This is a genomic window from Natronococcus sp. A-GB7 (genome assembly GCF_029688865.1).
In the GTDB taxonomy this organism is placed as follows: Archaea; Halobacteriota; Halobacteria; order Halobacteriales; family Natrialbaceae; genus Natronococcus.
The window spans coordinates 26,094-51,248 of record NZ_JARUKV010000025.1; the positions used below are offsets into that span (position 1 = coordinate 26,094).

A 25,155-nucleotide genomic window follows, 5' to 3' on the forward strand; every position below is an offset into this window, starting at 1 on the left:
GAGACGCGTCTTCCCTCTTCACTTCCTCAGTTCGATTCTTCGTCCTCGCGGGCATCGACGACCTCGAAAACCGGGCGTCGCTGCGGAACGGCGATCGTCTGCTCGAGCACCGTCGCTCGAAGCGCGGGACTCGAGCCCGACGCCTCGCGCCGGTAGCCGACCGGCCGATCGCCACGGAGGTCCCTCGGGGTCGGCGACTCCTCGCCGGCGACCCCGGCGTCCTCGCAGAGCCGCCGTAGCACCGACCGGGCTCCCTCCGTCGTGATCGCCGGGGGCGCGATCGCGCGCTCGCGGGCCAGCTCGGTCGCCGTCGACTCGTCCATTATGGACTCGATCTCGCCTTCTTCGTGGCCCCGTTCGGCGAGCACGTCCCGCACCCGACGGGCGATCGAGGGCGCGTGGCGGGTCGGGAACAGCGGCCAGTCGTTCGCGGGGGGATCGAGTGCGACCCGGTACCGTCGCAGCGGCGTCCTGACCGGGGCCGGCAGCGGCACCTCCTCGAGTCGCTGGGAGCGACCGAGCACCCGGATCGTCCCGGTGTAGAAGTCGACGTCCTCCCAGACGGCGCCCGTCCGTCGGTCGTCCCGGGGAACTCGGAACAGCTCGCTTCCCCGCACGTCCGAGTAGACGAGCAACGCGACCAGCGCGTACTCCCGGAGCCGACCGCATCGTTCCTCGCGGTCGAACCCGTCGCTCGAGGCCTCGATCGCGCGCTCGCGGACGTGGCGCTCGAGGGTTCGTCTGCGCTCCGCGCTCCACCCCTCTCCGGCGTCGCCCTCGATCGTCACCGGGAGCGCGGCCGTCGCGGTCTCGTCGGCCGCGGGGTTCGCCTCGAGGATTCCCCCGCGAACGCACCACGAGAGGAAGGCGCGAACGACCGCGTAGTAGGTTCCTGCCGTCGAGGGCGCGTACGCGCCGCTCTCGGTTCGGTCGCGGAGTTCCTCGGCGTACGCCCGCATGTGATCGGGCGCCAGATCGAACACCGATCGGATTCCTCGTTCCTCGGCGAGCCACTCGACCCACCGGCGGAGGACCGACTCGGCGTTGGCCGCGTACGTCCCGGCACCGGGACCGTCGGGATCGCCGCGGGCCTTTCGCTGGAGGTAGGCGTCGACGGCGTCGGCGACCGCGACGTCGGTCACGCGGTCCCCGCCCCGTTCGTGCGATCGTCGCCGACGTACATCTCGTTCGAAACGGTATCGCCGGAGTATCCTAAATCTGGCCTCCTACGATCGCTCGCGCTCGAGGGAGAGTTCCCTCGTTTCGACGCCCGCCCGTTCGGCCCGCTCGTTCGAGTCAAGCAGATGCTCGAGTTTCGCCTCGAACTCCGCCTCCGAGAGCTCGCCGGCGGCGTAGCGGTTCTGTAGCTCGGTGACGGGATCGACCGGCTCTCGACGGGGTTCGTCGGCGTCGGTCGCGTCCCCGCTGCCGACCCGTTCGGTCAGGTACCAGACGAGAAAGACGCTGACGACCAGCAGGGCGGTGATCGCGACGGCATAGATCGGGCCGGCGAACAGCAGTGCAGCGATGATGACGATGTCGGCGAGTACGAACTTGATCGCGAAAATTTCGGTGAGACTGTAGCCGCCGTCGCTGCCCATACCCGAACTAGGTCGGTGACGAAAATAACTGTGGGGGAGACGACCACGAACCGGCCGAGTCCCGAGAATCCGAGGCGGTCGCTTCGAAGAGAAGCGGTAATGGATCCGGCGACCGTGAAACAACTATGCGCACCAGTCTCGCCGTTCCGGACGAGATCCTCGAGGAGTTCGATGCGACCTGGCAGGCCGAGGGGCTCGACTCGCGGTCGCGGGCCGTTCGCGAGGCGATGGCCGAGTACGTCGAACGGCACCGAACCCTCGAGACGACGACCGGGTCCGTAACCGGGGTCGTCGTCTTCGACTACGAACACGAGCGCGTGATCGAGCGGCTCCACGACGTCCAGCACGATTACCAGGAGGCGATCATCTCGACCAGTCACGCCCACCAGGGCGACTGGTGTCTCGAGACGGTGTTCGTCGACGGCGAGGCCGAACGGATCAGACAGCTCATCTACCGGTTGAAGGATTTCGACGGCGTGCAGCGGGTTCGGTTCATGTTCCTGTAACGCTTCGCCGCGATCGCACGGAGCGAGGACGGCCAGGCTGGGATCGTCGAACCGAAGTAGTCGCTCTCGTCAGCTCGAGGGAGTTCCGTATACCCGCATGTCGTATACGCCCGACGACGGTCGATCGGTCACCGATCGAGAGCAGAAGAGTGTGCTACCGAGCACGAACTGACGAGCGCCTCGAAGGAGCGCGCTACCGGATCGTCTTCGGCACGAGGCCGACGTCGCTTCGCTCGAGGGCAACCTCGCCGCCGAATCGGTGCTGTGACCCCGTCCCGCTTTCCTCGAGTCGATCGACGACCTCGCCGTCGGGGCCGACCGCCTCGAACCGTCGGGAGCCGTCCGCGGAGAGTTCCACGTCGATCACGTGCAGGGCGCTCTCGCTCACCGCGAGGCACGGCCGTTCCGCCGGAGTGTACGGCTCCCTGGCCTCGCGCCCCCACGCGCCGTCGCCGAGGTAGAGCACGCCGTCCTCGTCGGGCTCCCCGTCGAGCAGGCGGTGGGTGCGCTTGTAGGTGTGGTCGTCGTGCTCGAAGGCGACGTCGACGTCGTACGCCTCGAGCAGCGGCACCCAGTGCTCGCGGATGCTCCCGCGCTCCTCGTCGTCGAGGTCCTTGGCCGACGGGAAGGCGGGGACGTGGTAGGCCGCCAGGAGGTGCTCGCGATCGCTTCGCTCGGCCAGGGCGCGCTCGAACCACTCCGTCTGGGTTCCCGCGACCTCGGCGGTGTGGTTCGAGTCGAGGAGCAGGATCGACAGTTCGTCGCCGATATCGAGCGCCCAGTAGGCCCGATCCTCCTGGACGTTGTCGAACAGCGAGTAGAAGTACGGCGCGTCTTCGGGCGTGCCGTAGTACTCTCGATCGCGGAGTTCGTGATCGCCGATAGCGGCGACCAGCGGGACGAGACGGTCGCCCGATCGCATGTGCTCGTGCCAGTGCTCGAGGAAGGTGACCCACTTCTCGACGTCGTAGCCGTCGGCGTACGCGAGGTCGCCCCCGACGAGGCCGAACAGCGGATCCCGCGAGGCCGCCTGCTCGTGGAGCCGGGGGACGACATCGTCGGTCCCGATGTCTCCGCCTTCCGCGAACGAGAGCGAATCGTCAACTTCGTCGGGGGCAGTGTGGACCGAAAGGTCGGTTTCGTCGCCATCGACCGCGATTCGGTAGGACGTGTCGGGCTCGAGGTCGGTTATCTCCGCCCGGTGGCGGAGTAGCTCCGAGTCGCCGAACGGGTCGACGCCGCTTCGGGCGTCGGCGCTGGAGCCGTCGCCGGCCGCCAGCTCGACCGAGACGCCGTCGTGATCGTCCGCGTCCTCGAGCCACTGCAGCGTGACCGCGTCGCTTGGATCGCGTCCGCGCCACGTCGCGATCAGCGTCGACAGGTCGTTCCTAGGTGTCTCGTCGTCGTCGAACTCGAAGCTCGCGCAGCCGGCGAGGCCGGCGGTTCCGACGCCAACGAACTGGAGGAACCGCCGGCGAGTGGAAGTAGTGGCCATGACCGAACTCTGGGTACACTGCCGCCGTCCCGACCAATACGGATTTCGGAGGCGAGCAGCCCCGCGATACGTCCTGCGATCGCCGTGTCACCGCTCAGTCAGCATCCGGAAGCAGATCGGTTTCTCCGCTCCAGGACCCGCTCGTGAAGTCGACGCCGCCGTTCCAGTGTCCGACGAGCGTCGCCACGGCCAGGTCACCGGTGACGTTGGTCATCGTCCGTATTCGATCGAGCAGCGGATCGATTCCGGCGATGAACCCGACGACCGCAACCGGGAGGCCGACCTGCGTGAGGACGAGCGTCATCAGGATCAATCCGGCACTCGGCACACCCGCCGTGCCGATCCCCGCAAGCACCGCGATGGCGACGACGGTGACCTGCTCGACGAGCGTCAACGAGGCGCCGACGATGTTCGCCGCGAAAATCGCGACGATCCCCAGATACATCCCCGTTCCGTCCATGTTGATCGTCGCGCCGAGCGGGAGCGAGAAGCTGTAAACGCCCTCGTTGAGGTGGAGATTGTTATCGGCGTTCGACATCGAGACCGGCAGCGTCGCGCTCGAAGAACTGATACTCGCCGCGGTCATCAACGCATCCTTGATCCCGACGAGGAACGCGATCGGCGACTGCTGGGTCAGAAGCAGGATCATGACGCCGAGATAGACGACTGCGATATGGATCGCGACGGCGAGAACCAGCGTTAACGCCAGCATCCCGAAGGTGCTGAACACTTCGGTTCCGGCCTCGGCGAACGCGACGGCCATGAGCGCGAAAATGCCGATCACACCGTACTCCATGATCCCCCAGACGACCTTGAAGAGGGCTTTCGAGCCCGCGTCGGCTACGTTGAACACGGTTTCGACGCCGTCTCGAACGCTTTCGTCGTCGGTGCTTTCACGAAGGAGTACGAGCGCGAGTCCGAAGACGATGACGAAGAAGATCGTCGCCAAGATATCGCCCGTCGCCATCGCTTCGATCGGGTTCTCCGGGACGATCCCCAGAAAGACGTCCATGAAGCTGGGGGCTTCGTCGGCCTCGAAGTCGGCATCCGTCAACGTCATTCCCGTTCCGGGCTCGATGAGGTTCGCGACGGCCAGTCCGATCGTCACCGCGATCATCGAGGAAACCGCGTAGATCGCGACCACCTGACCGCCGATCTTGCCGAGCGACGTCGGCGACAGCTCTTTGATTCCCATGAGCAGCGTGAAGATGATGATCGGAACGACGATCATGCTCAGCAGCCGAACGAACAGATCGCCGAGTGGCTCGAGGACGGTCACCGGTTCGCCGACGGTCAGACCGACGACCGAACCGAGGACGAACGCCGCTCCGATCCGGTAGACGATCGCCACTGATCGGTATCGTTTCCACCAGTGACTGACAGTATCAAAAACCATATCTCCTGATAGATAGTTATGATTACGGGAAACGGCTCGGCCTGCACAATACTGTCGTGAGCCGTTCGGAAAGAGGGAGGTGACTGAACCAACGGCCGGACGGCGGAGCAAAGAAACGGTTCATTCGACGCCGTACAGAGAGCGATCGGACGCCCGTTCCGCTGATCCCAAACGCTATACGCGAAACAGACGATCGGGCACGGAGCTGTGGGACCGACAGCCGGATGCGTAAGCTCGGCTCGACCGGAGGCGACTCGCCGTCGTCAGCGTCGGCTGCCGGTTCGTCATCGGAGCGCTCGTGCTCGATCCGAGCACACGCACCCGGTATTGCAGCGAGCGGCCGTTTCGGGGTCCGGCCATCGAAGCCATCCCTGGGGAGCCGCGGCCCGCACCTTCTTTGGAAACCGCCGCGCAGAGGTGGTATGCAGCTGCTCGTCGGCACCGACTCCGTACACGCGACCGCGGCGATCTGTGACTACCTCGAGAACAGACTGACGGACATAGACGACGTTCGGGTCGTCGCGACGGCGGAATCCGGTGACGGGACGGCCGAACGCGACGGCAAGGAAGCGCTGAACGTCGCACCCGTTCGACTGGCCGCGGCCGGAAGCGTCGAGACCGAGTTTCGAGAGGGGGAGGCCGTCTCGGAGCTGCTCGAGGCCGCCGCGGCCGTCGACGCGGACGAGATCGTGGTCGGGGCCAGCGGCGCTGACTCTGCAGTAGCGGTCGGATCGACGACACGAACGCTGCTCGAGCGGGCCTCCCGTCCCGTCGTCGTCGTTCCGGTGCCTTCCCTCGAGTAACTCAGTCGTCGCTGGGCGCCGCGCCGGGACGATACCCCCGACTGATCGCCTTCCAGCGCCCGGTCGAGAACCGGTAGTAGTTGATGGCCGCGGGCGCGGCCGTTTCGGCGATGAAGGCGAGGTACAGTCCCGTCAGTCCGAGTGCGGGAATCGAGACGCCGGGGGTCGAAAGCCCCAGGATCGGAATCGTCGCCGAGGGGACCGTCAGTCCCGCGGCGCCCAGATACGCGAGCGGGATCGCGAGCCCGAACATACCGACGAGCTGGCTGTAGAAGGGCCACCGAGTGTCGCCGCTGGCCTTGAGCGCGCCCTCGGCGCCCGTCGAGATCCCCTTGAGGACGATCGCCAGGCAGGCCGCGTAGATCAGCGCGACGGCGGTCGGGACCGAGAGTTCGGCCGGGTCGTCGGTGAAGGCGAGGACGATCGGTTCCGCGAACGCGAAGACGATCGCCGCCGCGACGACGTAGACGGCGACGGCGAAGAGGACGATCTCGCGGCCGTAGCGCTCGGCGGTCCCCTCGCGACCGTTGCCAAGCTCCTGGCCGACGAGGCTCGAGGCGGCGAGGCCGAAGCCCCAGCCGGGCGTGTTCATCAGCCCCCAGATGCGCCGGGCGATGACGTAGGCGGCGACGACCTGCGGGCCGAACAGCGCGACGATCGCGAGCATGGGGAACTCGGCGACCGTCCAGACGGATTTGGTCCCCATGACGGGGAGCCCGATCGAGGTCAGGTCACGGATGGTCTCGCCGTGGAAGTAGCCGCCGAACGGATCGACGCTGAACGGGAAGGTTCCGATCCCGGGGAGCCAGCCCGCGGTGAGGCCTATCGCGAAGGTCGCGGTGACGACGACGTTCGCCAGTACCGTTCCGAGGGCGGCGCCCGCGACGCCGAGGCCGAGTCCGAAGATGAGGACGGCGTTGAGTCCGATGTTCGCGGCAGCGCCACCGGCACGGACGACCATCGGCGTCCAGGCGTCGTCCATTCCGACGAACGTGCGGCTCCCGATGAGGTTCAGCCCCGCGAACGGCACTCCGAGGCCGACGATCTGGAGGTAGGTTGCGCCCTGCGAGATCGTCTCGGGATCGTTACCGATGATCGAGATCAGCTCGGTCGGGTACGTCCAGAACAGCGCCGTCACCGGGAGCGTGAGGAGCACGACCAGCACGGCACTCGAGCGAACGGCCTGCCCGAGCGAGTCGAAGGCTTCGGCGCCGTAGCGCTGGGAGACGAGCGCGATCGTCCCGCCGGCGACCCCGCCGCCGATGGCGAAGGCCAGTCCCCAGAAGGGGGCGGCGAAGCCGACGCCGGCGATCGCCGTCGAGCCGACGGCGACGCCGACCATCGCGACGTCGACGGCGTTTTTCGACATCCGGGCGAGCCCCGTGAGGACGCGGGGCCAGGCGAGGTTCGTCGTCCGGCGCGCTCGCTCGGAGCTAATGAGTCCGAACCGGGCGAGCGCCAGCCCGATCCAGAGGATTACCAGTCGGATCGGATTCGGAGACCGGACCACGAGAATCTATCGTCCGTAGCAGACTGCGGTAAAAGTGTTTTCTCGCCGCGGCAGAGGGCACCGCTTTCGAATGCGAGGGACTGACGCTCACTCGACGACGAGCACCGGTCTCGTCGAGTCGGTCGCGACCCGCTCGGAGACGCTCTTTCGGAGGAAGCGATCCAGCCCTCGATTGCGACCCATGACGATGAGATCGACGTCGTGTTCGTCGGCGTACTGGAGGATCGCCTTGTGTCGTAGGCCGTGTGTCACCGTCGTCCGGACGTCCTCGAGGCCAGCGTCGGCGGCCCGCGTGGCGACGTAGTCGACGGCCTCCCCGCCGGCGACCTCCAGGTCCTCGAAGTCCACTCCCGGCGCGATCGCCGCGGAGTTGACGACGTACAGCGCGTGAACGGTCGAGCCGTGGACGCGAGCGAGGTCGATCGCCTCGTCGATCGCCCGATCAGTGTTCTCCCGGCCGTCCGTCGGAATCAGTACCGAATCGTACATGCGTGACCGTTCGGTCAGGACGACCAAAAGCGGTCGGTCGACTCGGGCGTCGAACTCGAGGGACGAACGACGGTCGGCGACCGAAACGACCCCGTTCGATCAGGTAGTGAACGGCTACTTACCTTTCGGATCCTCGAACCCGACGTCGATGAGCGACGACATTCCGCTGTTCGAGATCGCCTGGGACGAACGCGACGTACGGAACGCGGTCGACTCCATCACGCGGGGCTCGTACTGGGCCAACGGACCTTACGTCGAGGCGTTCGAGGACGGCCTCGAGCGCTACCTCGGCGTCGAGCACGCCGTAACGGTCAACTCCGGAACGACGGCGCTGGTCGCGGCCCTCGAGGCCCACGGGGTCGGCGAGGACGACGAGGTCGTCGTCCCGGCGTTTACCTTCATCGCGACGGCCAACGCCGTCCGTCTCGTCGGCGCCCGGCCCGTGTTCGCCGACATCGAATCGGAGACCTACGGGTTGGACCCGGCGGCCGTCGCCGATGCGGTCACCGAGCGGACGGCTGCGATCGTGCCGGTCCATCCATACGGCGCACCCTGCCGGATCGACGCCCTCGCGGCGGTCGCGGCCGAGGCGGACGTTCCGCTGATCGAGGACGCCGCCGAGGCGTTCGGGAGCACCTACCGGGGGAAGGCGGTCGGCACGTTCGGCGAGACCGCGGCGCTGAGTTTCTGCCAGAACAAGATCCTGCCGACCGGCGAGGGCGGCGCCGTCGTCACCGACGACGACGAACTCGCGCGCCGGCTCGAGCGGTTTCGCTCCCATGGGCGGGCCTCAGCGGAGTACTTCGACTCGGCCGCGAGCGGCGACTACGTCGGGCTCGGTACGAACATCCGGATGTCGGATCTCGTCGCCGCCGTCGGCTGTGCACAGCTCGAGAAGGTCGACGAACTGATCGCCGAGCGTCGACGGGTTGCCGGACGGTACGCCGCTGGGCTGTCCGGGATCGACGGCGTCGAACCCCACCCCGAGCCGGCCGACGCGTACCACGTCCGCCAGCTCTACACCGTGACGCTGGCTCCGGGCGTCGACCGCGAGGCCGTCATCGAGACGCTGTCCGAACGCGGGATCGCCTCGAAGATCTACTGGGATCCGCCGGTTCACCTGACCGACGCGTACCGGGACCGACACGAGCCTGGCTCGCTGCCCGTGACTGAGGCCGTTAGCGGGTGCGTTCTCTCCCTTCCGATCGCTCCCGTTCTCGACAACGACGCCGTCGACCGCGTCGTCGCCGGCCTCAGGGCTGCACTCGAGTCACAGTCGATCGGCGGCGCGGCCGACGGGATCGGGTCGGCGGTCGGTACCGACGGCTCTCGATCGAGACAGTAACGGACGGCTGACCGTCGTGCCAGTCGATGCATAACAAAGCAACTCTTTCTGGTTCGGCGAAACAGTGCGTCGAACCGGCTGGAATCGGCACTCGGCGTACCGCACGTACAACCATGAGATGGGTACCAATCACGGGCGACGGGACGTCGATCCGGGAGGCGATCGCTCGGATCGATCGCACCGGTGGACGTGGCGTCGTCGTCGACGGTCAGAATCGACCCGCAGAAGCTGTACCGAGCGAGCAACTCAGGACGGCGCTGTTCGAGGGAGCGACCCCGGACGCGCCGGTTTCGTCGATCGTCGACGGAACGGCGGAACCGGACGTCGAACTGGAGTCGAACGCCGACGCCGGGCTCGAGGGGGTCACCGACGGAACGATCCGCGAGGCGCCGATGGAGATCGAAGCCGAACGCGCTTCCGAGCCGGATGGCCGCGCCGTCGAGACCGTGCTCGTCGTCGGCGGTGCCGGCTACGTTGGCTCGGTGTTGTGTCGGAAACTTCTCGAGGACGGCTTTACCGTCCGCGTCCTCGACCCGCTCATGTACGGAAACGGCGGTATCGCCGCACTCGAGGGGCGCGATCGGTTCGCGCTGTACCGGGGTGACGCCCGCTCAGTCGACGACGTTCTCGAGGCGATCGAGGGGGTCGACGCCGTCGTCCACCTCGGCGGAATCGTCGGGGATCCCGCTACCGCGCTCGATCCGCGAAAGACCCTCGAGTACAACCTCCACTCGACGCAGCTACTGGCGTCGATCTGCAAGTACCACGGACTCAACCGGTTCCTGTTCGCCTCGACTTGCAGCGTCTACGGACGAACCGACGGGGCCGGGCGGTGTACCGAGGACGACCCCCTCAATCCGGTCTCGCTGTACGCGCGAGCGAAGATTCAGTCCGAGCGGGCCCTCCGGGAACTCGCCGACGAGCGGTTCGCCCCGACGGTCCTCAGGATGGCGACGGTGTACGGCTACTCGCCGCGGATGCGCTTCGACCTCGTCGGGAACGTGTTGCCAGCGAAGGCACACGAGAAGGGCGTCGTTCCCGTCTTCGGGGGCGACCAGTACCGCCCGAACGTCCACGTCGAGGACGTCGCGCGGGCGTACCAGGCGTGTCTGACCGCTCCCTTCGAGGACGTCGCCGGGGAGACGTTCAACGTCGGTTCGAACGAACAGAACTACCGGATCGACGAGCTCGCGACCGTCGTCGCCGACGCGTTCCCCGAGGCCGAAATCGAGTACCACGACGATCGGACCGACGAGCGCAGCTACCGGGTCGAGTTCGAGAAGCTCCGCTCGAGGCTCGGCTTCGAGCCCACTCGAACGATCCGCGACCACTGCCTCGAGCTCAGGGCCGCCTTCGAAGCCGACGCGTTCGGAGCGACGACGGCGACGAAGTACAGTAACTGCGCGACCCTCGAGAGTGCGCCGTCGTACGAGGAGACCGACGCGGTGATCGAGAGCGGCGAGCCGCCCGTCCTCGAGGAGCGAGACGAGTCGACCCCGCTCGAGGCGGAGATCGGGGAACGGCGGTCCGGCGGAACTCGCTGAGTCTGCCGAGGAAGACACAACGAGATCGGATGTCGATGCGACCCACGCCGCGACTGCGGAAACACGTACGGTGAACGTACTCTCATTGGAGAAAGACTATGGAGATATCGAGGTGAAACGAGTTCCGCTAGAACCTGCCGATGAATGACGTAGCAATACTTCCGCCGCGTGCTACCGATTCTCGCGTTGCTTGACCTTGTTCAGGTCTCGGACTGATGTTACAGATCTCGTCTACTTTGCCGGTTTCTGGTGCATCTATTCAGTCGTCGTCAGCGGTATACGCGCCTCCGCGACGTTTGATTCGAGCAACGACCATTCGGTACTCGTCTTGATCGAACGTGACCGCGAGACGGAACTCACCAATACGTACCTTACGGCGTGGACTGTTCTGGAGCGGTTCGCCATAGTCCGGTGGGTCTCGCCACGGAGAATCGACGATTTCGTCGAGTTTGTCGATAATGCGTTGCTGCTCGTTCGGATTGAGTGCATCGAGGTCGTCCTGTGCTTTCGATGCGAGTTCCCACGCCCACCCGTCGTCACTCATTCGTGTCGCTAGTGCCGAATCGTTCACGTGCTTCTTCGGCGCTCATCGTCCGTTCTTCACGAACGTCTTCTTCAGCTTTGAGGAGCGCAACGAGTTCATCGCGGTCGAACGTAGGGTGTTCGACGGCATCGCGTAAGGTATACCGAATAAATTCGCTCCGGCTGTTGAATCCTCGTCCTTGCCACGTGTCTTCGATCTCGTTGAGAAATGACCGTGTGACTTTGAAGTTTACCGTAACGATCTCGTCGTCGCCGTTGTTTGTGGCCGCTTCGGACATACGTTTGTATTACCTGCGTGTTACTGTAGGTGTTTCGGCGTCCGAACGCTGAAGCTGTTGGCGAGGAGAAACAGTAGTAGATCCGTAAGATTAGTGTCGTTTGCTACCGGTTCTCACGCTGCTCTACTTTGTTCAGATAGACAATATCCAATGTGCGAACAGATGAAACACTGATGTCCGTACCATCAATTCTCTACTGGTGGTAAGATTCTTTGTCTGTGGTACCGTAGTCGCACCTATGTCAGCAGAAACGGACGGGCAGGGGAGGTTGTACATTCCCAAAGATGTACGAGAAAAATACGGCGAGAAGTATCACATCGTCACGTACGAGGACAGAATCGAACTCGTTCCGGTTGCGGACGACCCCCTCGCTGCAGTCCGTGAAGCGGCAGGCGAGTTACGTGATGCGTCTGTCGACGATATTCGCGCGGATATCGAAGCAGAAGCGGAAGCTGAGGCCCGTGAGAAAGGGGACGATAGATGACGGTCTACGTCGAAACCGACTTTCTACTCGCGCTCGCCAAAGATTCGGACTGGTTGCAGCAATCAGCAGAAGAAGCACTCGACGAGTACGACGTAGAAACGTCGGCCTTCTCCTATCTCGAACTCCTCCTCGCCCGGGAACGGTACGAGTTCGATTACGTCCCACTCGTGGCAAATCTGCTCGAACTCGTCCCTGTCCGAGACGAGGAAGAGCGACAAATCGTTCTGAAGGCTGTCAACTACTACGACGAGGGAATGACGCCGTTCGATGCGTTCCACGCCGCAACTGCAGAAACACGTACGCTGAACGTACTCTCATCGGAGAAAGACTACGAAGACATCGAGGTGAAACTAGTCCCGTTAGAACCGGCCGATGAATGACGTAGCAACACCTCTGCCGCGTGCTATCGATTCTCGCGCTGCTCCACCTTGTTCAGTTCGATCAGCAGCCGGAAGATCGCTTTCACGAGGTTCGCGTCGACGTCGAACTGCTCGGCGTTGTGACCCGCTCGCTCCATCACCTGCTCCTCCTGTTTCTCGTCGGTCGTCGGCAGGCCCTTCTCGTCTTTGACCGCCGCGATCGTGTCCGCGACGTAGGTTCGCTGGGCGATCAGCTCGACGATCTCGCGATCGATTGTCTGGATCTCCTCGCGGAGTTCGTCGAGGTCCATCTCTTCGGGCGCTCGATCCGTCGACTCGGTTCCGTTCGTGTCGGTATCGTTCGGTGTCATGTGGTTCGTGTCCCGTCGGTTCGCGTCGTCAGTAGCCGCGTCGTTCCGTCCCGCTCGTCCCATCGTTCGCGGATCTCCTCGAGCGTCGACCGGTCGCCGACGGCCACGTAGCTCGGCCCTGTTCCCGACAGCGAGACGCCGGCGGCGTCGGGCATCGCCTCGAGCATCGGTCCCGTCGGGAACTCGAGAGCGCCACAGAACGCGAAGCCGTTGACGGTCATCGCCTCGCCGTAGCGGCCCTCGAGGGCCAGCTCCTCGACGAGCTCGGCCATCGGCGCGATCCGCTCGCAGGCCGAGACGTCGGCGTCGGCGCTGAAAGCCTGTTCAGGCGGGGTGTACACAAGCGCGTCCCAGTCGACGGGTTCGCGGGCGAGCAGCTCGTCGGTCGCGTTGTCCGTGACCGTCACCCCACCGAGCATGCTCGCGCTGGCGTCGTCGAACGCTCCCGTCGCCGTGACGCCGGCGTCGCGGGCCGCCCGCACGCCGAGCCGGCAGGCATCGATCCGATCGACGGCGTCGGTGATCTCGAGGGCGTCGAGGGTCGCCAGCACCGTGGCGTTGGCCGCGGCGCTCGAGCTCTTGAGCCCGGCGGCCATCGGGATCTCGCTCTCCGTCCGGACCCGAGCGCCGACGTCGCCGGTGAGCCCCGCGGCGTCGGCGTACTCCTTGAGGGCGAGCTCGGCGCAGCGTTCGACGAGCCCGGTGTCGGCGTCCGGCTGCTCGGCGACGGTGCCGACGACCTCGCCGTCGGTCGTCAGCTCGACCGTCGCGGTCGTCTCGAGATCGATCGCGAACGCCGATCCGCGACCGGTCGCGAGCGCGTTCAGCACGGTTCCGGCCGCCGACGCAACAGCCCGGCCATCCATACCGGTCCCTCTCGCCCGGGCCGTATTTAGGCTGGCGATCACGGCGAGTAGTGGCTCCGGTTGAGTGCGGGCACGCCCCGGCGTTCGACCGGGACCGCGAACGCACCGTTTTTCTCCGGCCCGGTCGAACCGGACGTATGAGCCAGCGCAGCAACGTCGCACCCAGCACGATCGGCGTCGACTTCGTCGAGGGTGGCGTCGTCGTCGAGTACCTCGACGGACGGGACGTCTTCTACCACGGTCCGCCGAAACCCGTCGAGCGGACGGTGAAGACACCTCCGGGAAAGGAGGTCCACGTCCTGGTCACGGATCCCGACGGCGTCGAGGGCGTCATGACCTACGTCAACGACCGCAACACCCAGGCGGAGATCCTCGAGTCGACCGGCGTCGGCCGGGTGATGCTCGAGGGTGACGACGAGGAGGTGCTGTTCCCGGGCGTGACGGTATCGACAACGGCCTACGCGATCCAGGTCGAGGCCGAGCCGTCGACGGTCGACGGCCGCGTCTTCGTCTTCGCCGAGGACGAGATGAGCGAACACGCCTACGAACTCGTCGAGGCTGTCGACTGATGCCCTTACAGAAGTCCTGGCGGGAGCTGGATCGGGACGCCGTCGCCCGCGCACCCGACCGACCCGGCGTCTACGAACTCGGCGACGGCTCCGGGACCGTCCTGTCGATCGATCACGGCGTGTTGCAGGACGAACTCAAGACGGCGCTCGCCTACGGGGACGGCGACCGCGTCCGCTGGACGGAGACGCACACCTTAGAGCAGGCCAGAGAGCTCGCGGCCGACCACCGCGAACGCCTCGAGTAGCGGGCGTTCGTTTTCGGCCGCTCGGACGGACGGCAGTCCGTCTCACTGGATGTACGACGGGTCGCTGCCGTCGCAGTGTTTCTCGTGTTCCGTGGCGTCGGACTGCTCGTCGAACAGCAGCCCGCAGGTTTCACACTCGAACCAGGTGGCGTCGTCTCGTTCGGTCTGGACCACCATGTCCGAAGATGTGATACGGACCCCCAAAGGCGTTTCTCCGGCAGCGGCCGACGATCCCGTCGGCTCGAGGACAATTCTCAAGACCACGGGCGCGGAACCACCCTCCATGAGCGGGTCCGACGCTGACGGAGTGGGGCTATCGGTTCGGGCGGCCGAGAAACGCGACGCCGGCCGCGGCGTCGCGCGGATTCCCGAACGCGCGCGCCGGGAGCTGGGGGTTTTAAGCGGCGATACGGTCGTGATCGAGGGCGAGAAAACGACGGTCGCGAAGATGTGGCCCGCCGATCCGTCGGTCCCCGAAACCGCGATCCAGATCGACGGCGACACGCGTGCGAACGCCGGCGTCCACGTCGGGGACACGGTCACGGTTCGTCCGAAGGACACCTCCACGATCCAGGAGGCGACGCGGGTCACGCTGTCACCCCCGCCGTCGATCACCGACGGGGAACGGCAGGTCGCCGAGCGCGACGCTGCCAAGAAGCTCCGGAACCGGCCCGTCCGAGCCGGCGAGCAGATCCGGATCGAGGGCGTCAGCCAGAACCCGTTTACCGTCGTCGACACGACGCCCGCCGGCGATGTTCGGATCTCGAGTACGACCACGATTCGCATCGCTGGTCCCGACGCCCGAGCAAGCGCCGCCGGCGACAGTTCTCGAAACGCGAGCTCGGGCGCCTCGAGCGAGAGTACAGAGGACGGCTCGGTCTCCGCGGAGGGAACGACGGGGCCGACCTACGAGGACATCGGCGGGTTAGACGAGGAACTCGAGCAGGTCCGGGAGATGATCGAACTCCCGCTGTCCGAACCCGAACTGTTCCGGCGACTCGGCGTCGAACCGCCGTCGGGCGTGTTGCTGTACGGTCCGCCGGGGACGGGAAAGACGCTGATCGCCCGCGCGGTCGCGAACGAAGTAGACGCGTCGTTCGAGACGATCTCCGGCCCGGAGATCATGTCGAAGTACAAAGGGGAGAGCGAGGAACAGCTCAGGGAGGTGTTCGAGCGCGCCCGCGAGAACGCGCCGACCATCATCTTCTTCGACGAGATCGACTCCATCGCGGGCGCCCGCGGCGATGACGAGGGCGCCGAGAACCGCATCGTCGGCCAGCTGCTGACGCTGATGGACGGCCTCGACGCCCGCGGCGAGGTGATCGTCATCGGCGCGACGAACCGCGTCGACGCGATCGACCCCGCGCTACGTCGGGGCGGTCGCTTCGACCGCGAGATCCAGATCGGCGTTCCCGACGAGACGGGCCGGAGGGAGATCCTCGAGGTCCACACCCGCGGGATGCCCCTCGCCGACGACGTCAGCGTCGAGGCCGTCGCCCGGCGAACCCACGGGTTCGTCGGTGCCGACCTCGATGCGGTCGCCAGCGAGGCCGCGATGGCCGCGATCCGGGAACGTCCGGCCGAGGCCGACGACCGCGAGGAGTGGAACCGGGATCCGAAGGTGACGAGGGCGCACTTCGACACTGCCCTCGCGTCCGTCGAACCCTCCGCGATGCGCGAGTACGTCGCCGAGTCGCCCGAAACCGACTTCGAGGACGTGGGCGGGCTCGAGGACGCAAAGGAGACGCTGCGAGAGTCCGTCGAGTGGCCCCTGACGTACGATCGACTGTTCGAGGAGACGAACACCGAACCGCCCTCGGGCGTCCTGCTGTACGGCCCGCCCGGAACGGGGAAGACGCTGCTGGCTCGTGCGCTCGCCGGCGAGACCGACGTCAACTTCGTCCGGGTCGACGGCCCCGAGATCGTCGACCGCTACGTCGGCGAATCGGAGAAGGCGATCCGCAAGGTGTTCGAACGGGCTCGCCAGGCCGCCCCGTCGATCGTCTTCTTCGACGAGATCGACGCCATCACCGCGGCCCGAGGTGCGGGCCAGAACGAGGTCACGGAACGGGTCGTCTCCCAGCTGCTGACCGAACTCGACGGGATGCGCGAGAACCCAAACCTCGTCGTGCTGGCCGCGACGAACCGCAAGGACCAGATCGATCCCGCCCTCCTCCGACCAGGTCGCCTCGACACGCACGTCCTCGTCGGCGAACCTGACCTCGAGGCCCGCGAGAAGGTCCTCGCGGTCCACGCCGGCGACAAGCCCCTGGCCGACGACGTCGATCTCGCGGAGCTGGCGGCCGACCTCGAGGGGTACACCGGCGCCGACCTCGAGGCGCTGGTTCGGACGGCGTCGATGAAGGCGATCCGCGAGGTCGCGACGGCCTACGACCCCGAGGAAGCCAACGAACGGGCCGGCGAGGTCCTGATCGAGCGTCGCCACCTCGAGGCGGCACGCGAGGAGACGACTGCGTCCGGCTAAGGCCGTGTTCGGTCCACCGGCGCCTCGCCGAGACGTTCGTCGCCGGGGTGAGGCAACCGGAAAGCGACTTCCCCATTTTATACCGCATGGCGTAGCCGAAAGGGTAGTTATCCCGCTCCGCACCGAATCGGAATAACCGTGATGATCGATCAAAAGGGCGATTGCGATGACTGACTCGGAGAACGGAGTCGAACGAGCGGCGGCGATCTGCGGGCACTGCGGGGACGCTATCGCGGTCCGGATCGACGCGAGCGGAGAAATGCGACCGATCGGTAGCGAAAAGGGGGAGTGCTGTTCCTGCGCGGAGCCCGACCTTCGCGCCATGAACGACGCGACGGAGGTCCTGGACGACCCGCGGTCGACCGACCGTTCGGAGTGAGCGTTCGTTACGGCGGAGCGGCCGCGGCGTCGCCGTCCTCGAAATCGCGTTCCGACTCCTCGAGTCCCGTCTCGAGCAGCGCATCCTCGTCGGGTTCGACGACGACCGTCTCGCCGGCCGTCGTCGAATCGCCCGGCTCGACGGTGATGTCCTCGCGGTCGACGCTCGGGGGGAAGACGAGATCGACGCGGCTGCCGAAGGCGATGTGGCCCAGCCGCTGCCCGCGCTCGAGGTCGTCGTCGGGTTCGACGTAGGGGAAGATCCGACGGGCGAACGCGCCGGCGACGAACGTGACCGTCGACGCGGCCGCGTTCCGGTCGGCGCTCGAGTCGCCGCCAGCGACCTCGAGGTCGGGGAGGTGGGGCGAGTCAGCCTCGAACTCGACGTGGACCCGCTCGTTGCGCTCTGACTCCTTCGAGAACGCCGGGCGGTGCGCGCCGGAGACGTGCTCGACGTCGGTCACCCGGCCCTCGAAGGGTGCGCGGACGACGTGGACGTGCCAGACGTTCATGAAGATCCCCAAGCGAACGCGCTCGTCCTCCTCGCGCAACACTGAGACGGTTCCGTCGGCGGGTGCAACGACCCCCGTCGGCGGCGGGTTCCGGTCCGGATCGCGGAAGAAGGCGAGCGTCGCGACCCCTGCGAGGAGGGCCGCGACGCTGGCCGCGACGCTGAACAGCAACGCGAACGGTGCGGCGAGAAGGGGTGGGAGCGCGTACTTCCAGGCCCCGGGAGCGACGTTCATGTCTCGAGCCATGCGAGCGAGTCGTATGGTCGTTACGGACGGGTCAGGATTCGGTCGCGGGAAGCGTGAAGACAAACGTCGCGCCCTCCCCGGGCTCGGAGTCGACGCGGATCCGACCGCCGTGACGCTCGACGATCCGACGACAGATCGCGAGCCCGATCCCGGTTCCGTCGTACTCCTCGTGACCGTGCAGTCGCTGGAACACCTCGAAGACGCGCCCCTGCTCGTCGGGGTCGATCCCGATCCCCTCGTCGCGAACCGCGATCTCCCACCGGTTCCCGTCGCGATCGGCGCCGACGTGGACGCGGGGGGGCTCGTCCCCGCTGTACTCGATCGCGTTCGACAGGAGGTTCTGGAGCAGTTGCCGAAGCTGGCTGGCGTCGCCCTGTACGGTCGGCAGCGGCTCCGCCGTTATCTCGGCGCCGCGTCGCTCGATCATCACCTGCAGGTCCGTCAGCACGTCCTCGAGGACGGTCTCGAGCTCGATCGGTTCGAACGGATCGCCCTGCGAGTCGATCCGGGAGTACGCGAGCAGGCCGTCGATCATCTCGCGCATTCGGTCGGCGCCGTCGACGGCGTACTCGATGAACTCCTCGCCGTCCGCGTCGAGCTCGTCCGCGTAGCGACTCTCGATCAGTTCGAGGTAGCTCGATACCATCCGTAACGGCTCCTGAAGGTCGTGGGAGGCTGCGTAGGCGAACTGCTCCAAGCGCTCGTTCGAGGCCTCGAGACCGACGCAACCGTCTCGTTGAGCCGACGCTCGTAGCGCCGACGCTCGAGGGCGGTCGCCAGGATCGTCGCGACGCCGTCGAGGAAGTCCACGTCGTGATCGGCGAACTCGCGTGGTCCGTCGTCGTAGGCCGCGAGGACGCCCCACGAGTCGGCGACCGGTCCGATCGCCGCGCCGACGCCGCTGTGGAGGGGTCGGTCCGAGAGCAGTGGTGCGCCGTCGAAGCGGTCGTCCGTTTCGAACGCCTCGACGACGATCGGTTCGTCGCCGCCGCGTGCGGCGGCCGCCAGCGAGTCGCCCGGCGACACCGAGGTGAGTTCGCCCTCGTGAAGGGCGTCGCCGCAGCCGGTGGCGGCCCGGACCCGGAAGCTCGCGTCGCGGCTCCGCGAGCCGGTTGCGTCGGTCTCGAGGACGGCACAGCACTCGACATCGAGCGCCGCAGCAACGAGGTCGGTCGCCTTCGCGAACAGTTCGTCGACGTCCCCGTTCTCGAGGGCGTACCGGCTGAGGTAGGCGAGCGTCTCCAGCTGGGCGACCTTCGCGGTCAGCGTTTCCTCGGCCTCCTTTCGCGGCGAGATATCTCGAAAGAGGCCGACGAAGTACCGGTCGCCGTCGTGGAAGAAGTCGTTGAGCGAGACGCCGAGCGGAACTTCGTGACCGTCGCCGTGCTGGCCCGGAAGCTCCACGTAGGTCCAGTCGAGGTTTCGCTCCCCGGTCTCGAGGTACCGTTGTAAGGCGTCGAGGTGGGTCTGGCGGAGTCGCGGCGGGATGATCTCCACCTTGCTCGAGCCGACGAGCGCTTCGGGATCGTGGCCGAGGATCCGCTCGACCGCGGGGTTTGCGTATCGGATCTCGCTGTCCGTGTCGAGGACGATGATCCCGTCGGACAGCGCGTCGGCCAGCGCCTCGAACGTCCGTCCGTAGGTCGGCTCGGCCGTCGTTTCCCGCGTCGGCCGCGGATCGACGATCGCGATCGCGCCCGGTTCCGAGTCGGACTCGCTCGTCGGCACCCGCTCGAGGCTGATCCCGACGTCGACGACGGTCCCCGAGCGGGTCAGCACCGAACCCGTCGTCGACAATGATACCTGATTCCCCTCCGCTACTGACCTCTCGATCGACGCGCTCCCCTCGCCGAGAAGCGCCGAGAACTGCCGTCCGATCAGTTCCGGGCGGTCGTAGCCCGACAGGGAGGCGAACGCCTCGGTGACGTCGTCGATCGTCCCCGCCGGTGTCAGGCGGACGCCCGGAACGTCGGCGGCCTCGAGCAGCGAGAGACGGCTCCCGGTCGGCCGCGTCGGCTGCGCCGCGTTGTCGACTGGCTCGTCGGGAGGCCCAGAGTCCATAGACGGGGAATCAAGTCGGTTCGCGGATAAGGCCGTTGCCGGAAACGGACGACCGGTTCGTCGTGTTCGGATCTCGGCTGATCAATCCCAGAACGACTGCGTGCGGGCGTACTCGCGTTCCTTCGAGAGGATGTCGCGATAGAAGTCGGCCTCGTTCTCCCGGAGCTTGCTGATGATCCGAGCCGCGTTGTGCGGACCGACCCCTCGGGCGGCCATCGCGATCACGGCCTGCTTGCCGTGACTCTGGACCAGACTGGCGCTGTGGAACGCCCGTTCGGTCATCTCCTCCTGTTCTTCGTCCTTCTTTTCCGCCCGGACGGCCTGTACGACCTCGTCAGCCCACGGGTTCAGCGACGCGATCCGGGTCGAGCCGCAGTCGGGACACTCGGGCTGGTCGGCGACGCGGCGGACCTTCGTCTTGACCTTCCACTCGTGGCAGTGGGTACACAGCAAGATGACGCGGTCGTCCCGAATGCGCTCCTTGACCGTCTCGATCACGCTGGCGTCGGCGTTCTCCGGCGCGAGCAGCTCCTTTCCGGACGAGCGACCGCCCGTCCCGACGGCGGTGTGGCCGCGATGAGTGGCCAGCTCGAGTTCGTCCGACTGGATCGCCTCGAGCACGCGTCCCGCGTGCGCGACGTCCAGGTCCTCGTGGAACACCTCGCGGATCGACTCGTCGTACATCGGCGTATCCTCGAGTGCCTTCAGCAGCCGTTCGTTCGACGTTCGGCCCGACCCCTGCCAGCGCTTGAGCGCGCCGAACTTCGCCGAGACCTGGGCGAGCCGGAAGGCCAGCGCGTCCGACCCCTTGAGTCCGAGCTCGACGATCGTTCCGACGTGGTCGGGGTCGGTGTCCTCGAGCACCGCCAGCACGTCGCTCGTCGCGATCGACGTCGGCACCTCGAGTTCGATTCTGTAGGGATCGGTCTCGAGACCGACAGAGGAGCCGGCCTGCTGGCCCAGCAGCGACGAGAGCACGCGGCCGAGCGTCTCGTTCGTCTTGTGGCCGAAGGGAGCGTTGAGCACGATCGTTCGGCCCTGACGCTCTAAGACGAGCCGGTCGGCCGTCGGCATCGGCGCCTCGCTCTCGACGTGGTCCGCGAGCTGCGAGCAGGCCTCGGTGAGCGTGTGCTCGTCGGCGGGATACCGACCCGCGAGCTCGCGGCCGACCGCAGTGGCGTCGGCGCCCTGCTTCAGTTGCGGTTCGGCTACGGCACGGATCTCGCCGACCTCGCCGGCGACGGCCGCGGGGACGGGGATCTCCTGGCCGATCCAGGAGGGAACCTCGCCCGCGGGGTCCTCGATCGGGCTCACCTTCACCCGGCCCTCCTCGTCGTCGATCTCGGCGATACGCCACATCTCGCCCCGTTGGATGAACACCTCGCCGGGCTGGGCGAAGTTGACGACGAACTGCTCGTCCAAGGTCCCGATCTGGCTCCCCGACGCGATGTCGTGGACCTCGTAGGTCTCCTCGTCGGGGATCATCGAGAGGTTCGCGTAGACGTACTGCCAGGTGCCGCCGGTCGTCTCGATGCGGTCCTCGCTCTCGTCGAACCAGACGATCCGGTTGCGGTGGAGTTCGCCGAGGATCTCGCGGATCGTCGCCTCGGTGACGTCCCGGAACGGGTACGCCCGGGTGATCGTCTCGACGGCATCCTCGAGGCGGGTGTCGCCGCGGCTCTGGACGAACGCCGGCAGCTGATTGGCGACGACGTCGAGGCTGCCCTCGTGGATCGCGGCGGGTTCGACCTCGCCGTCTCGAGCGCGCCGAGCGATCGACAGCGCCTCGAACGTGTCGTCGGGGCGGGTCGTCACGATCGTCCCGCTGGAAACCTCGTCCTGGCGGTGGCCCGCACGGCCGATCCGCTGGAGCAGGCGAGCGACCTGGCGCGGACTCTGGTACTGGATCACGTGGTCGACCCGGCCGACGTCGATCCCCAGCTCCATCGAGGAGGTACAGAGCAGCCCGTCGAGCTCGCCGGCCTTGAACCGGTCCTCGACGTCGATTCGGGCCTCCTTCGAGAGCGAGCCGTGATGGATCCCGATCGGCAACTCGAGTTCGGTGAACCGCGAGCCAAGCGCCTCGGCCGTCTGGCGCGTGTTGACGAAGATCAGCGTCGACTCGTGTTCGTCTACGAGGTCCCGGATCAGCCGGACGTGACTCGCCGTCGAGGCGTCGGTGACGAGCTTGCCGGACAGCTCCTCGTCCTCCTCGGTGATTTCGGGGTTGCGGACCGTGACGTCGACGTTGTTTCCGACGTCGATCTCCCGGATCTCGCAGGCGCGCCCGCCCGTCAGGAACTGCCCGACGGAGTCGGGATCGCCGACGGTCGCCGAGAGGCCGATCCGCTGCATGTTGCCGGCGAGGTCGTGGAGTCGCTCGAGTGCGATCGACAGCTGTGCACCCCGCTTCGAGGCGGCGAGCTCGTGAACCTCGTCGATCACGACGTGGGAGACGTCCCCGAGTGCCTCCCGGAGTCGCTCCCCGGTGAGCATCGCCTGGACGGTCTCGGGGGTCGTCACCAGGATATCGGGTGGATCCTCGGCCTGCTTGCTCCGCTGGTACTGGGTTGTGTCACCGTGGCGGACCGCAACCTCGAGGTCGAGGTACTCGCCCCACCACTCGAGGCGTTCGCGCATGTCGCGGTTGAGCGCCCGCAGCGGCGTGACGTAGAGCGCGCCGAACCCCTCGGGGCGGTCCGCTACGAGGTGATCGAAGACGGGTAACATCGCCGTCTCGGTCTTGCCGCTCCCGGTCGGCGCGATCACGAGCGTGTTCTCGCCGGCCGACAGCGGCGGAATCGCCAGCCGCTGGGGCGCCGTCGGCGTCGAGAACCCGCGCTCGGAAAGCGCCCCGCGGACCGTCGAGCCGAGGTGTGTGAAGGCGGCGACGTCTCCCTCAGTCATCGACGCTCCTACGGACGTAGGGCGGATAAGCGCCACGTTCTCCGCACGACTCGCGGTCCGAAATTTCGACGGTCACTCCTCGCGCCCGTCCCCGCGGAGCTCCTCGGCGACGTCTTCGTCGACCGTCATTTCACCCGGTGTTGCTGGCTCCTCCTGGACGTCCTCGGTCGCTCGCTCGTCGATCGCCTCGCTCGAGCGTCGCTCGTCGGCGACGTCGGCGTTCAGCTGATCATCGTCGATCGGCTCGGCCCCGTCGTCGGTCCGCTCCGATGGGGGCCCCCCTCGCGGCGTCGACCGACCCCGGCGTTGGCGCACGCCGTCGGCGACCGCGGACGGCCCGCTCGACTCGAGACGCCGGGCGATCGCATCGGCGGTCAGGATGGCCCCGGCGCCGACGATCGCCAGCCCGACGGCTCGAGCGACGAGCGATCGGTCGGCCGCGGACGGCTCCGGTCGATCGTTCGACTTCGCTCTGCGAAGCTGTCGAAGACTCATTGAGCGTTCTATCAGGGGTATCGGCAAGTCGGTTCGGCCCGCGAGAGCAAGCCCACTAGCAGCCGGTTAATCCGATGTATCAGGCAGTTAAGCCGGTTTAGGAGGCGAATAGTATACAGGCATCTCCGATATCATCTGATTAGATGAAATTCATTAAATTAGAACAGTCTCGACATCGGAGTTGTATTGGTTCGACGGTCGATTCCGAAGGGGGATCGAACGGACGGGGAGAACGGGGTGGCCGATGAGTCACGACGGACGAACCGTCGTCCTCGTCGGCGTGCTCGCGGTGTTCGCGGCCGCGCTCGCGACAACCGTTCTCGTCGGCGGGACCGTCGCCGTCGCCTCCGACGACGCCTCGAGCGAAGCGACCCTCGAGACGAACGCAGTGCAGTCGTCGACGACGGCCGTCTCCGAGCCCGCCGCCGAGATGCCGGTCCCGGAACCGGGTGACGAGTACTACGAGGCCGCCGCCCCCGATGGGAGCTGGATCAGCTACATCAATCCCCAGGACGAGTACCGAAACCCGTATCTCGGCGACGGCTCCGGAAAGATCTGCGTGACGCTCGTCAACGAGGCGGGCGAACCGGTCGTCGGCGAGAGCGTCCCGAACACGACCGCGACCGTGCCGACCGGCGACGAACTCGAGTGGCACTCGAGTGCGGACCCGATGGTCGTCGAGTACTCGCTGACCGACAACTACGACCGACCGCTCGACGCCGACCAGTTCGGGACGAACGCAGAGCTCCCGCAGGGTGACGGCTACATGGACTCCCACTGCATCGAGATGCACGGCCAGCCCGAGGACGGAACCATCGAGTACGGCGAGGTCGAAATCGACGGCGAGCACGCCGACGACATCGAGGTCGCCGGCTACATCCAGCAGGCACACGAGGCCTGGGACAGCGACGTCGATCCGCTCGAGGACGCCGAGTCCTACGAGGAAGCGGGCGGCAGCTGGACGTACAAGACAGACGGCTCGCACGGCCAGGCCGTCGTCGTGCTGCAGCTGTCGGGCGAGGTCGACGACTCGAGCGACGAACCCGAGGAGCGGACCGAGTCGACCACCGAGAACAGCACCGACTCGAACGAGTCATCAGAGGACGATGCCGGCGTCGCCGACGACGACGGTGCCGACGGAGACGACGCGACGGGCGACGACTCGAGCGACGACGCCACTGACGACGACGGTAACGGGAGCGACGACGCCGACGGACTGCCCGGCTTCGGCGTCGGCGTCGCCGTGGCCGCACTGGCTGTGGCCGCCGTCGCGGTCTCTCGACGGCCGTAGTTCCGGCCCGAAACCCACACCGCATGCGATCGACCTCGAGCCCGCTCGATTCGGCAACGGGAACTCCGTACCATTTACCGCCTTCGGCGACCGAGCTCGAGGTACCGATGACCGACGACAGCGACGAATGGATGGATCCCGTCGACGAGGAGCTCCTCCGACTGCTCCGAGACGAGGAGCTGTTCATGCCCGACCAGCTCGCCGAGGAGCTCGAACCCCGCGCCCCCCACGTCGCCTACCGATGTCGCGAGCTCGCGAAGTACGGACTCGCGACGAAACACGCGATGGGGATGTACGACATCAGCGACCTGGGCAAGCAGTATCTCGCGGGCGAGGTCGATCCGAACGAACTCGAACCCGAGGACGACTCGTAGCT

26 protein-coding genes and 1 pseudogene are annotated in these 25,155 nt (G+C 66.6%); 12 read left to right on the top strand and 15 right to left on the bottom strand.

Translation table 11 applies throughout. The features are described from left to right. Positions 1–26: 26 nt before the first annotated feature. Both QA609_RS19215 and QA609_RS19220 read right to left on the bottom strand, forming a co-directional pair. Positions 27–1,142: a recombinase XerD gene (locus QA609_RS19215; RefSeq protein WP_278304241.1), complete on the bottom strand. Its 1,116-nt coding sequence runs from the start codon at positions 1,140–1,142 to the stop codon at positions 27–29. 84 nt (positions 1,143–1,226) lie between these two features. Further along, a complete protein-coding gene (locus tag QA609_RS19220; protein ID WP_278304242.1) occupies positions 1,227–1,601 on the bottom strand; it encodes an SHOCT domain-containing protein in 375 nt (124 codons plus the stop codon). 125 nt (positions 1,602–1,726) lie between these two features. Between QA609_RS19220 and QA609_RS19225 the strand changes: the two genes are divergently transcribed. Further along, positions 1,727–2,107 (top strand): ribbon-helix-helix protein, CopG family, encoded by a 381-nt coding sequence (locus tag QA609_RS19225; protein WP_278304243.1) that lies wholly within the window; start codon positions 1,727–1,729, stop codon positions 2,105–2,107. Between the two features lie 193 nt (positions 2,108–2,300). On the opposite strand, the gene QA609_RS19230 is transcribed toward QA609_RS19225, so the two are convergent. Beyond that, positions 2,301–3,602, bottom strand: a complete 1,302-nt coding sequence (locus QA609_RS19230) for a metallophosphoesterase family protein (RefSeq protein WP_278304244.1) — start codon at positions 3,600–3,602, stop codon at positions 2,301–2,303. 94 nt (positions 3,603–3,696) lie between these two features. After that, positions 3,697–4,998: a dicarboxylate/amino acid:cation symporter gene (locus QA609_RS19235; RefSeq protein WP_278304245.1), complete on the bottom strand. Its 1,302-nt coding sequence runs from the start codon at positions 4,996–4,998 to the stop codon at positions 3,697–3,699. Positions 4,999–5,420: 422 nt separating this feature from the next. On the opposite strand from QA609_RS19235, the gene QA609_RS19240 reads away from it, so the two are divergent. Beyond that, the gene (locus QA609_RS19240; protein WP_278304246.1) at positions 5,421–5,801 is read left to right on the top strand and encodes a universal stress protein; all 381 of its coding nucleotides are present in this window, start codon (positions 5,421–5,423) and stop codon (positions 5,799–5,801) included. Position 5,802: 1 nt separating this feature from the next. Here the strand turns inward: QA609_RS19240 and QA609_RS19245 are convergent, their stop codons facing one another. Together QA609_RS19245 and QA609_RS19250 are read right to left on the bottom strand one after the other, a co-directional pair. Continuing rightward, positions 5,803–7,311 carry an MATE family efflux transporter gene (locus tag QA609_RS19245; RefSeq protein WP_278304247.1) on the bottom strand — a complete coding sequence of 503 codons (1,509 nt, stop codon included), beginning with the start codon at positions 7,309–7,311 and terminating at the stop codon, positions 5,803–5,805. Positions 7,312–7,398: 87 nt separating this feature from the next. Beyond that, complete coding sequence (locus tag QA609_RS19250) at positions 7,399–7,800, bottom strand: universal stress protein (protein ID WP_278304248.1); 402 nt, start codon at positions 7,798–7,800, stop codon at positions 7,399–7,401. Between the two features lie 148 nt (positions 7,801–7,948). Between QA609_RS19250 and QA609_RS19255 the strand changes: the two genes are divergently transcribed. Further along, positions 7,949–9,145, top strand: a complete 1,197-nt coding sequence (locus tag QA609_RS19255) for a DegT/DnrJ/EryC1/StrS family aminotransferase (protein ID WP_278304249.1) — start codon at positions 7,949–7,951, stop codon at positions 9,143–9,145. A 113-nt stretch (positions 9,146–9,258) separates the two neighbouring features. Continuing rightward, the gene (locus QA609_RS19260) at positions 9,259–10,689 is read left to right on the top strand and encodes an NAD-dependent epimerase/dehydratase family protein (RefSeq protein WP_278304250.1); all 1,431 of its coding nucleotides are present in this window, start codon (positions 9,259–9,261) and stop codon (positions 10,687–10,689) included. Between the two features lie 259 nt (positions 10,690–10,948). Here QA609_RS19260 and QA609_RS19265 read toward each other — a convergent pair whose 3' ends face one another. Next, positions 10,949–11,233, bottom strand: a complete 285-nt coding sequence (locus QA609_RS19265; protein WP_090508274.1) for a type II toxin-antitoxin system RelE/ParE family toxin — start codon at positions 11,231–11,233, stop codon at positions 10,949–10,951. Continuing rightward, positions 11,226–11,510 (bottom strand): ribbon-helix-helix domain-containing protein, encoded by a 285-nt coding sequence (locus QA609_RS19270; RefSeq protein ID WP_090508275.1) that lies wholly within the window; start codon positions 11,508–11,510, stop codon positions 11,226–11,228. Before QA609_RS19270 ends, QA609_RS19265 begins: the two co-directional genes overlap by 8 nt. 238 nt (positions 11,511–11,748) lie before the next feature. Between QA609_RS19270 and QA609_RS19275 the strand changes: the two genes are divergently transcribed. Continuing rightward, positions 11,749–11,994 (top strand): AbrB/MazE/SpoVT family DNA-binding domain-containing protein, encoded by a 246-nt coding sequence (locus QA609_RS19275; RefSeq protein WP_278304252.1) that lies wholly within the window; start codon positions 11,749–11,751, stop codon positions 11,992–11,994. Continuing rightward, positions 11,991–12,374, top strand: coding sequence for a PIN domain-containing protein (locus tag QA609_RS19280; protein ID WP_278304253.1), 384 nt, complete (start codon positions 11,991–11,993; stop codon positions 12,372–12,374). The genes QA609_RS19275 and QA609_RS19280 overlap by 4 nt, the downstream gene beginning before the upstream one ends. A 23-nt stretch (positions 12,375–12,397) precedes the next feature. Here the strand turns inward: QA609_RS19280 and QA609_RS19285 are convergent, their stop codons facing one another. Further along, positions 12,398–12,724 carry a chorismate mutase gene (locus QA609_RS19285; RefSeq protein ID WP_278304254.1) on the bottom strand — a complete coding sequence of 109 codons (327 nt, stop codon included), beginning with the start codon at positions 12,722–12,724 and terminating at the stop codon, positions 12,398–12,400. Beyond that, positions 12,721–13,590, bottom strand: coding sequence for a shikimate kinase (locus QA609_RS19290; protein WP_278304255.1), 870 nt, complete (start codon positions 13,588–13,590; stop codon positions 12,721–12,723). The genes QA609_RS19285 and QA609_RS19290 overlap by 4 nt, the downstream gene beginning before the upstream one ends. Before the next feature lie 137 nt (positions 13,591–13,727). On the opposite strand from QA609_RS19290, the gene QA609_RS19295 reads away from it, so the two are divergent. Next, entirely contained in the window at positions 13,728–14,159 is a 432-nt protein-coding gene (locus QA609_RS19295) for a DUF5796 family protein (protein ID WP_278304256.1), read from the top strand. Continuing rightward, a complete protein-coding gene (locus QA609_RS19300; protein WP_278304257.1) occupies positions 14,159–14,404 on the top strand; it encodes a hypothetical protein in 246 nt (81 codons plus the stop codon). Before QA609_RS19295 ends, QA609_RS19300 begins: the two co-directional genes overlap by 1 nt. 42 nt (positions 14,405–14,446) lie before the next feature. Here the strand turns inward: QA609_RS19300 and QA609_RS19305 are convergent, their stop codons facing one another. Further along, positions 14,447–14,581: a hypothetical protein gene (locus tag QA609_RS19305; RefSeq protein ID WP_005559003.1), complete on the bottom strand. Its 135-nt coding sequence runs from the start codon at positions 14,579–14,581 to the stop codon at positions 14,447–14,449. 106 nt (positions 14,582–14,687) lie between these two features. Here QA609_RS19305 and QA609_RS19310 point away from each other — a divergent pair, with 106 nt between their 5' ends. Next, entirely contained in the window at positions 14,688–16,889 is a 2,202-nt protein-coding gene (locus tag QA609_RS19310) for an AAA family ATPase (RefSeq protein WP_278304258.1), read from the top strand. 166 nt (positions 16,890–17,055) lie between these two features. Further along, positions 17,056–17,268, top strand: coding sequence for a hypothetical protein (locus QA609_RS19315; RefSeq protein WP_278304259.1), 213 nt, complete (start codon positions 17,056–17,058; stop codon positions 17,266–17,268). 7 nt (positions 17,269–17,275) lie between these two features. Here QA609_RS19315 and QA609_RS19320 read toward each other — a convergent pair whose 3' ends face one another. From QA609_RS19320 to QA609_RS19335, 4 genes and pseudogenes are all read right to left on the bottom strand, one after another. After that, positions 17,276–18,013, bottom strand: a complete 738-nt coding sequence (locus QA609_RS19320) for a protein sorting system archaetidylserine decarboxylase (RefSeq protein WP_278304260.1) — start codon at positions 18,011–18,013, stop codon at positions 17,276–17,278. A gap of 43 nt (positions 18,014–18,056) precedes the next feature. Beyond that, a pseudogene (locus QA609_RS19325) lies at positions 18,057–20,086 on the bottom strand (ATP-binding protein). Positions 20,087–20,167: 81 nt separating this feature from the next. Continuing rightward, on the bottom strand, positions 20,168–22,993 hold the full coding sequence (locus tag QA609_RS19330) for a DEAD/DEAH box helicase (RefSeq protein ID WP_278304261.1): 2,826 nt from the start codon (positions 22,991–22,993) through the stop codon (positions 20,168–20,170). Between the two features lie 72 nt (positions 22,994–23,065). After that, the gene (locus QA609_RS19335) at positions 23,066–23,488 is read right to left on the bottom strand and encodes a hypothetical protein (RefSeq protein ID WP_278304262.1); all 423 of its coding nucleotides are present in this window, start codon (positions 23,486–23,488) and stop codon (positions 23,066–23,068) included. A 244-nt stretch (positions 23,489–23,732) separates the two neighbouring features. Here QA609_RS19335 and QA609_RS19340 point away from each other — a divergent pair, with 244 nt between their 5' ends. Together QA609_RS19340 and QA609_RS19345 are read left to right on the top strand one after the other, a co-directional pair. Further along, the gene (locus QA609_RS19340; RefSeq protein WP_278304263.1) at positions 23,733–24,779 is read left to right on the top strand and encodes a PGF-CTERM sorting domain-containing protein; all 1,047 of its coding nucleotides are present in this window, start codon (positions 23,733–23,735) and stop codon (positions 24,777–24,779) included. Positions 24,780–24,886: 107 nt separating this feature from the next. Then, a complete protein-coding gene (locus QA609_RS19345; protein WP_278304264.1) occupies positions 24,887–25,153 on the top strand; it encodes a hypothetical protein in 267 nt (88 codons plus the stop codon). The last annotated feature ends 2 nt before the right edge of the window (positions 25,154–25,155 follow it).

Coding starts and splice junctions, on each gene's coding strand:
- QA609_RS19220 (WP_278304242.1), bottom strand. CDS start 1,601: ATGGGCAGCGACGGCGGCTACAGTCTCACCGAAATTTTCGCGATCAAG.
- QA609_RS19225 (WP_278304243.1), top strand. CDS start 1,727: ATGCGCACCAGTCTCGCCGTTCCGGACGAGATCCTCGAGGAGTTCGAT.
- QA609_RS19230 (WP_278304244.1), bottom strand. CDS start 3,602: ATGGCCACTACTTCCACTCGCCGGCGGTTCCTCCAGTTCGTTGGCGTC.
- QA609_RS19235 (WP_278304245.1), bottom strand. CDS start 4,998: ATGGTTTTTGATACTGTCAGTCACTGGTGGAAACGATACCGATCAGTG.
- QA609_RS19240 (WP_278304246.1), top strand. CDS start 5,421: ATGCAGCTGCTCGTCGGCACCGACTCCGTACACGCGACCGCGGCGATC.
- QA609_RS19250 (WP_278304248.1), bottom strand. CDS start 7,800: ATGTACGATTCGGTACTGATTCCGACGGACGGCCGGGAGAACACTGAT.
- QA609_RS19255 (WP_278304249.1), top strand. CDS start 7,949: ATGAGCGACGACATTCCGCTGTTCGAGATCGCCTGGGACGAACGCGAC.
- QA609_RS19260 (WP_278304250.1), top strand. CDS start 9,259: ATGAGATGGGTACCAATCACGGGCGACGGGACGTCGATCCGGGAGGCG.
- QA609_RS19265 (WP_090508274.1), bottom strand. CDS start 11,233: ATGAGTGACGACGGGTGGGCGTGGGAACTCGCATCGAAAGCACAGGAC.
- QA609_RS19270 (WP_090508275.1), bottom strand. CDS start 11,510: ATGTCCGAAGCGGCCACAAACAACGGCGACGACGAGATCGTTACGGTA.
- QA609_RS19275 (WP_278304252.1), top strand. CDS start 11,749: ATGTCAGCAGAAACGGACGGGCAGGGGAGGTTGTACATTCCCAAAGAT.
- QA609_RS19280 (WP_278304253.1), top strand. CDS start 11,991: ATGACGGTCTACGTCGAAACCGACTTTCTACTCGCGCTCGCCAAAGAT.
- QA609_RS19285 (WP_278304254.1), bottom strand. CDS start 12,724: ATGACACCGAACGATACCGACACGAACGGAACCGAGTCGACGGATCGA.
- QA609_RS19290 (WP_278304255.1), bottom strand. CDS start 13,590: ATGGATGGCCGGGCTGTTGCGTCGGCGGCCGGAACCGTGCTGAACGCG.
- QA609_RS19295 (WP_278304256.1), top strand. CDS start 13,728: ATGAGCCAGCGCAGCAACGTCGCACCCAGCACGATCGGCGTCGACTTC.
- QA609_RS19300 (WP_278304257.1), top strand. CDS start 14,159: ATGCCCTTACAGAAGTCCTGGCGGGAGCTGGATCGGGACGCCGTCGCC.
- QA609_RS19305 (WP_005559003.1), bottom strand. CDS start 14,581: ATGGTGGTCCAGACCGAACGAGACGACGCCACCTGGTTCGAGTGTGAA.
- QA609_RS19310 (WP_278304258.1), top strand. CDS start 14,688: ATGAGCGGGTCCGACGCTGACGGAGTGGGGCTATCGGTTCGGGCGGCC.
- QA609_RS19315 (WP_278304259.1), top strand. CDS start 17,056: ATGACTGACTCGGAGAACGGAGTCGAACGAGCGGCGGCGATCTGCGGG.
- QA609_RS19320 (WP_278304260.1), bottom strand. CDS start 18,013: ATGAACGTCGCTCCCGGGGCCTGGAAGTACGCGCTCCCACCCCTTCTC.
- QA609_RS19330 (WP_278304261.1), bottom strand. CDS start 22,993: ATGACTGAGGGAGACGTCGCCGCCTTCACACACCTCGGCTCGACGGTC.
- QA609_RS19335 (WP_278304262.1), bottom strand. CDS start 23,488: ATGAGTCTTCGACAGCTTCGCAGAGCGAAGTCGAACGATCGACCGGAG.
- QA609_RS19340 (WP_278304263.1), top strand. CDS start 23,733: ATGAGTCACGACGGACGAACCGTCGTCCTCGTCGGCGTGCTCGCGGTG.
- QA609_RS19345 (WP_278304264.1), top strand. CDS start 24,887: ATGACCGACGACAGCGACGAATGGATGGATCCCGTCGACGAGGAGCTC.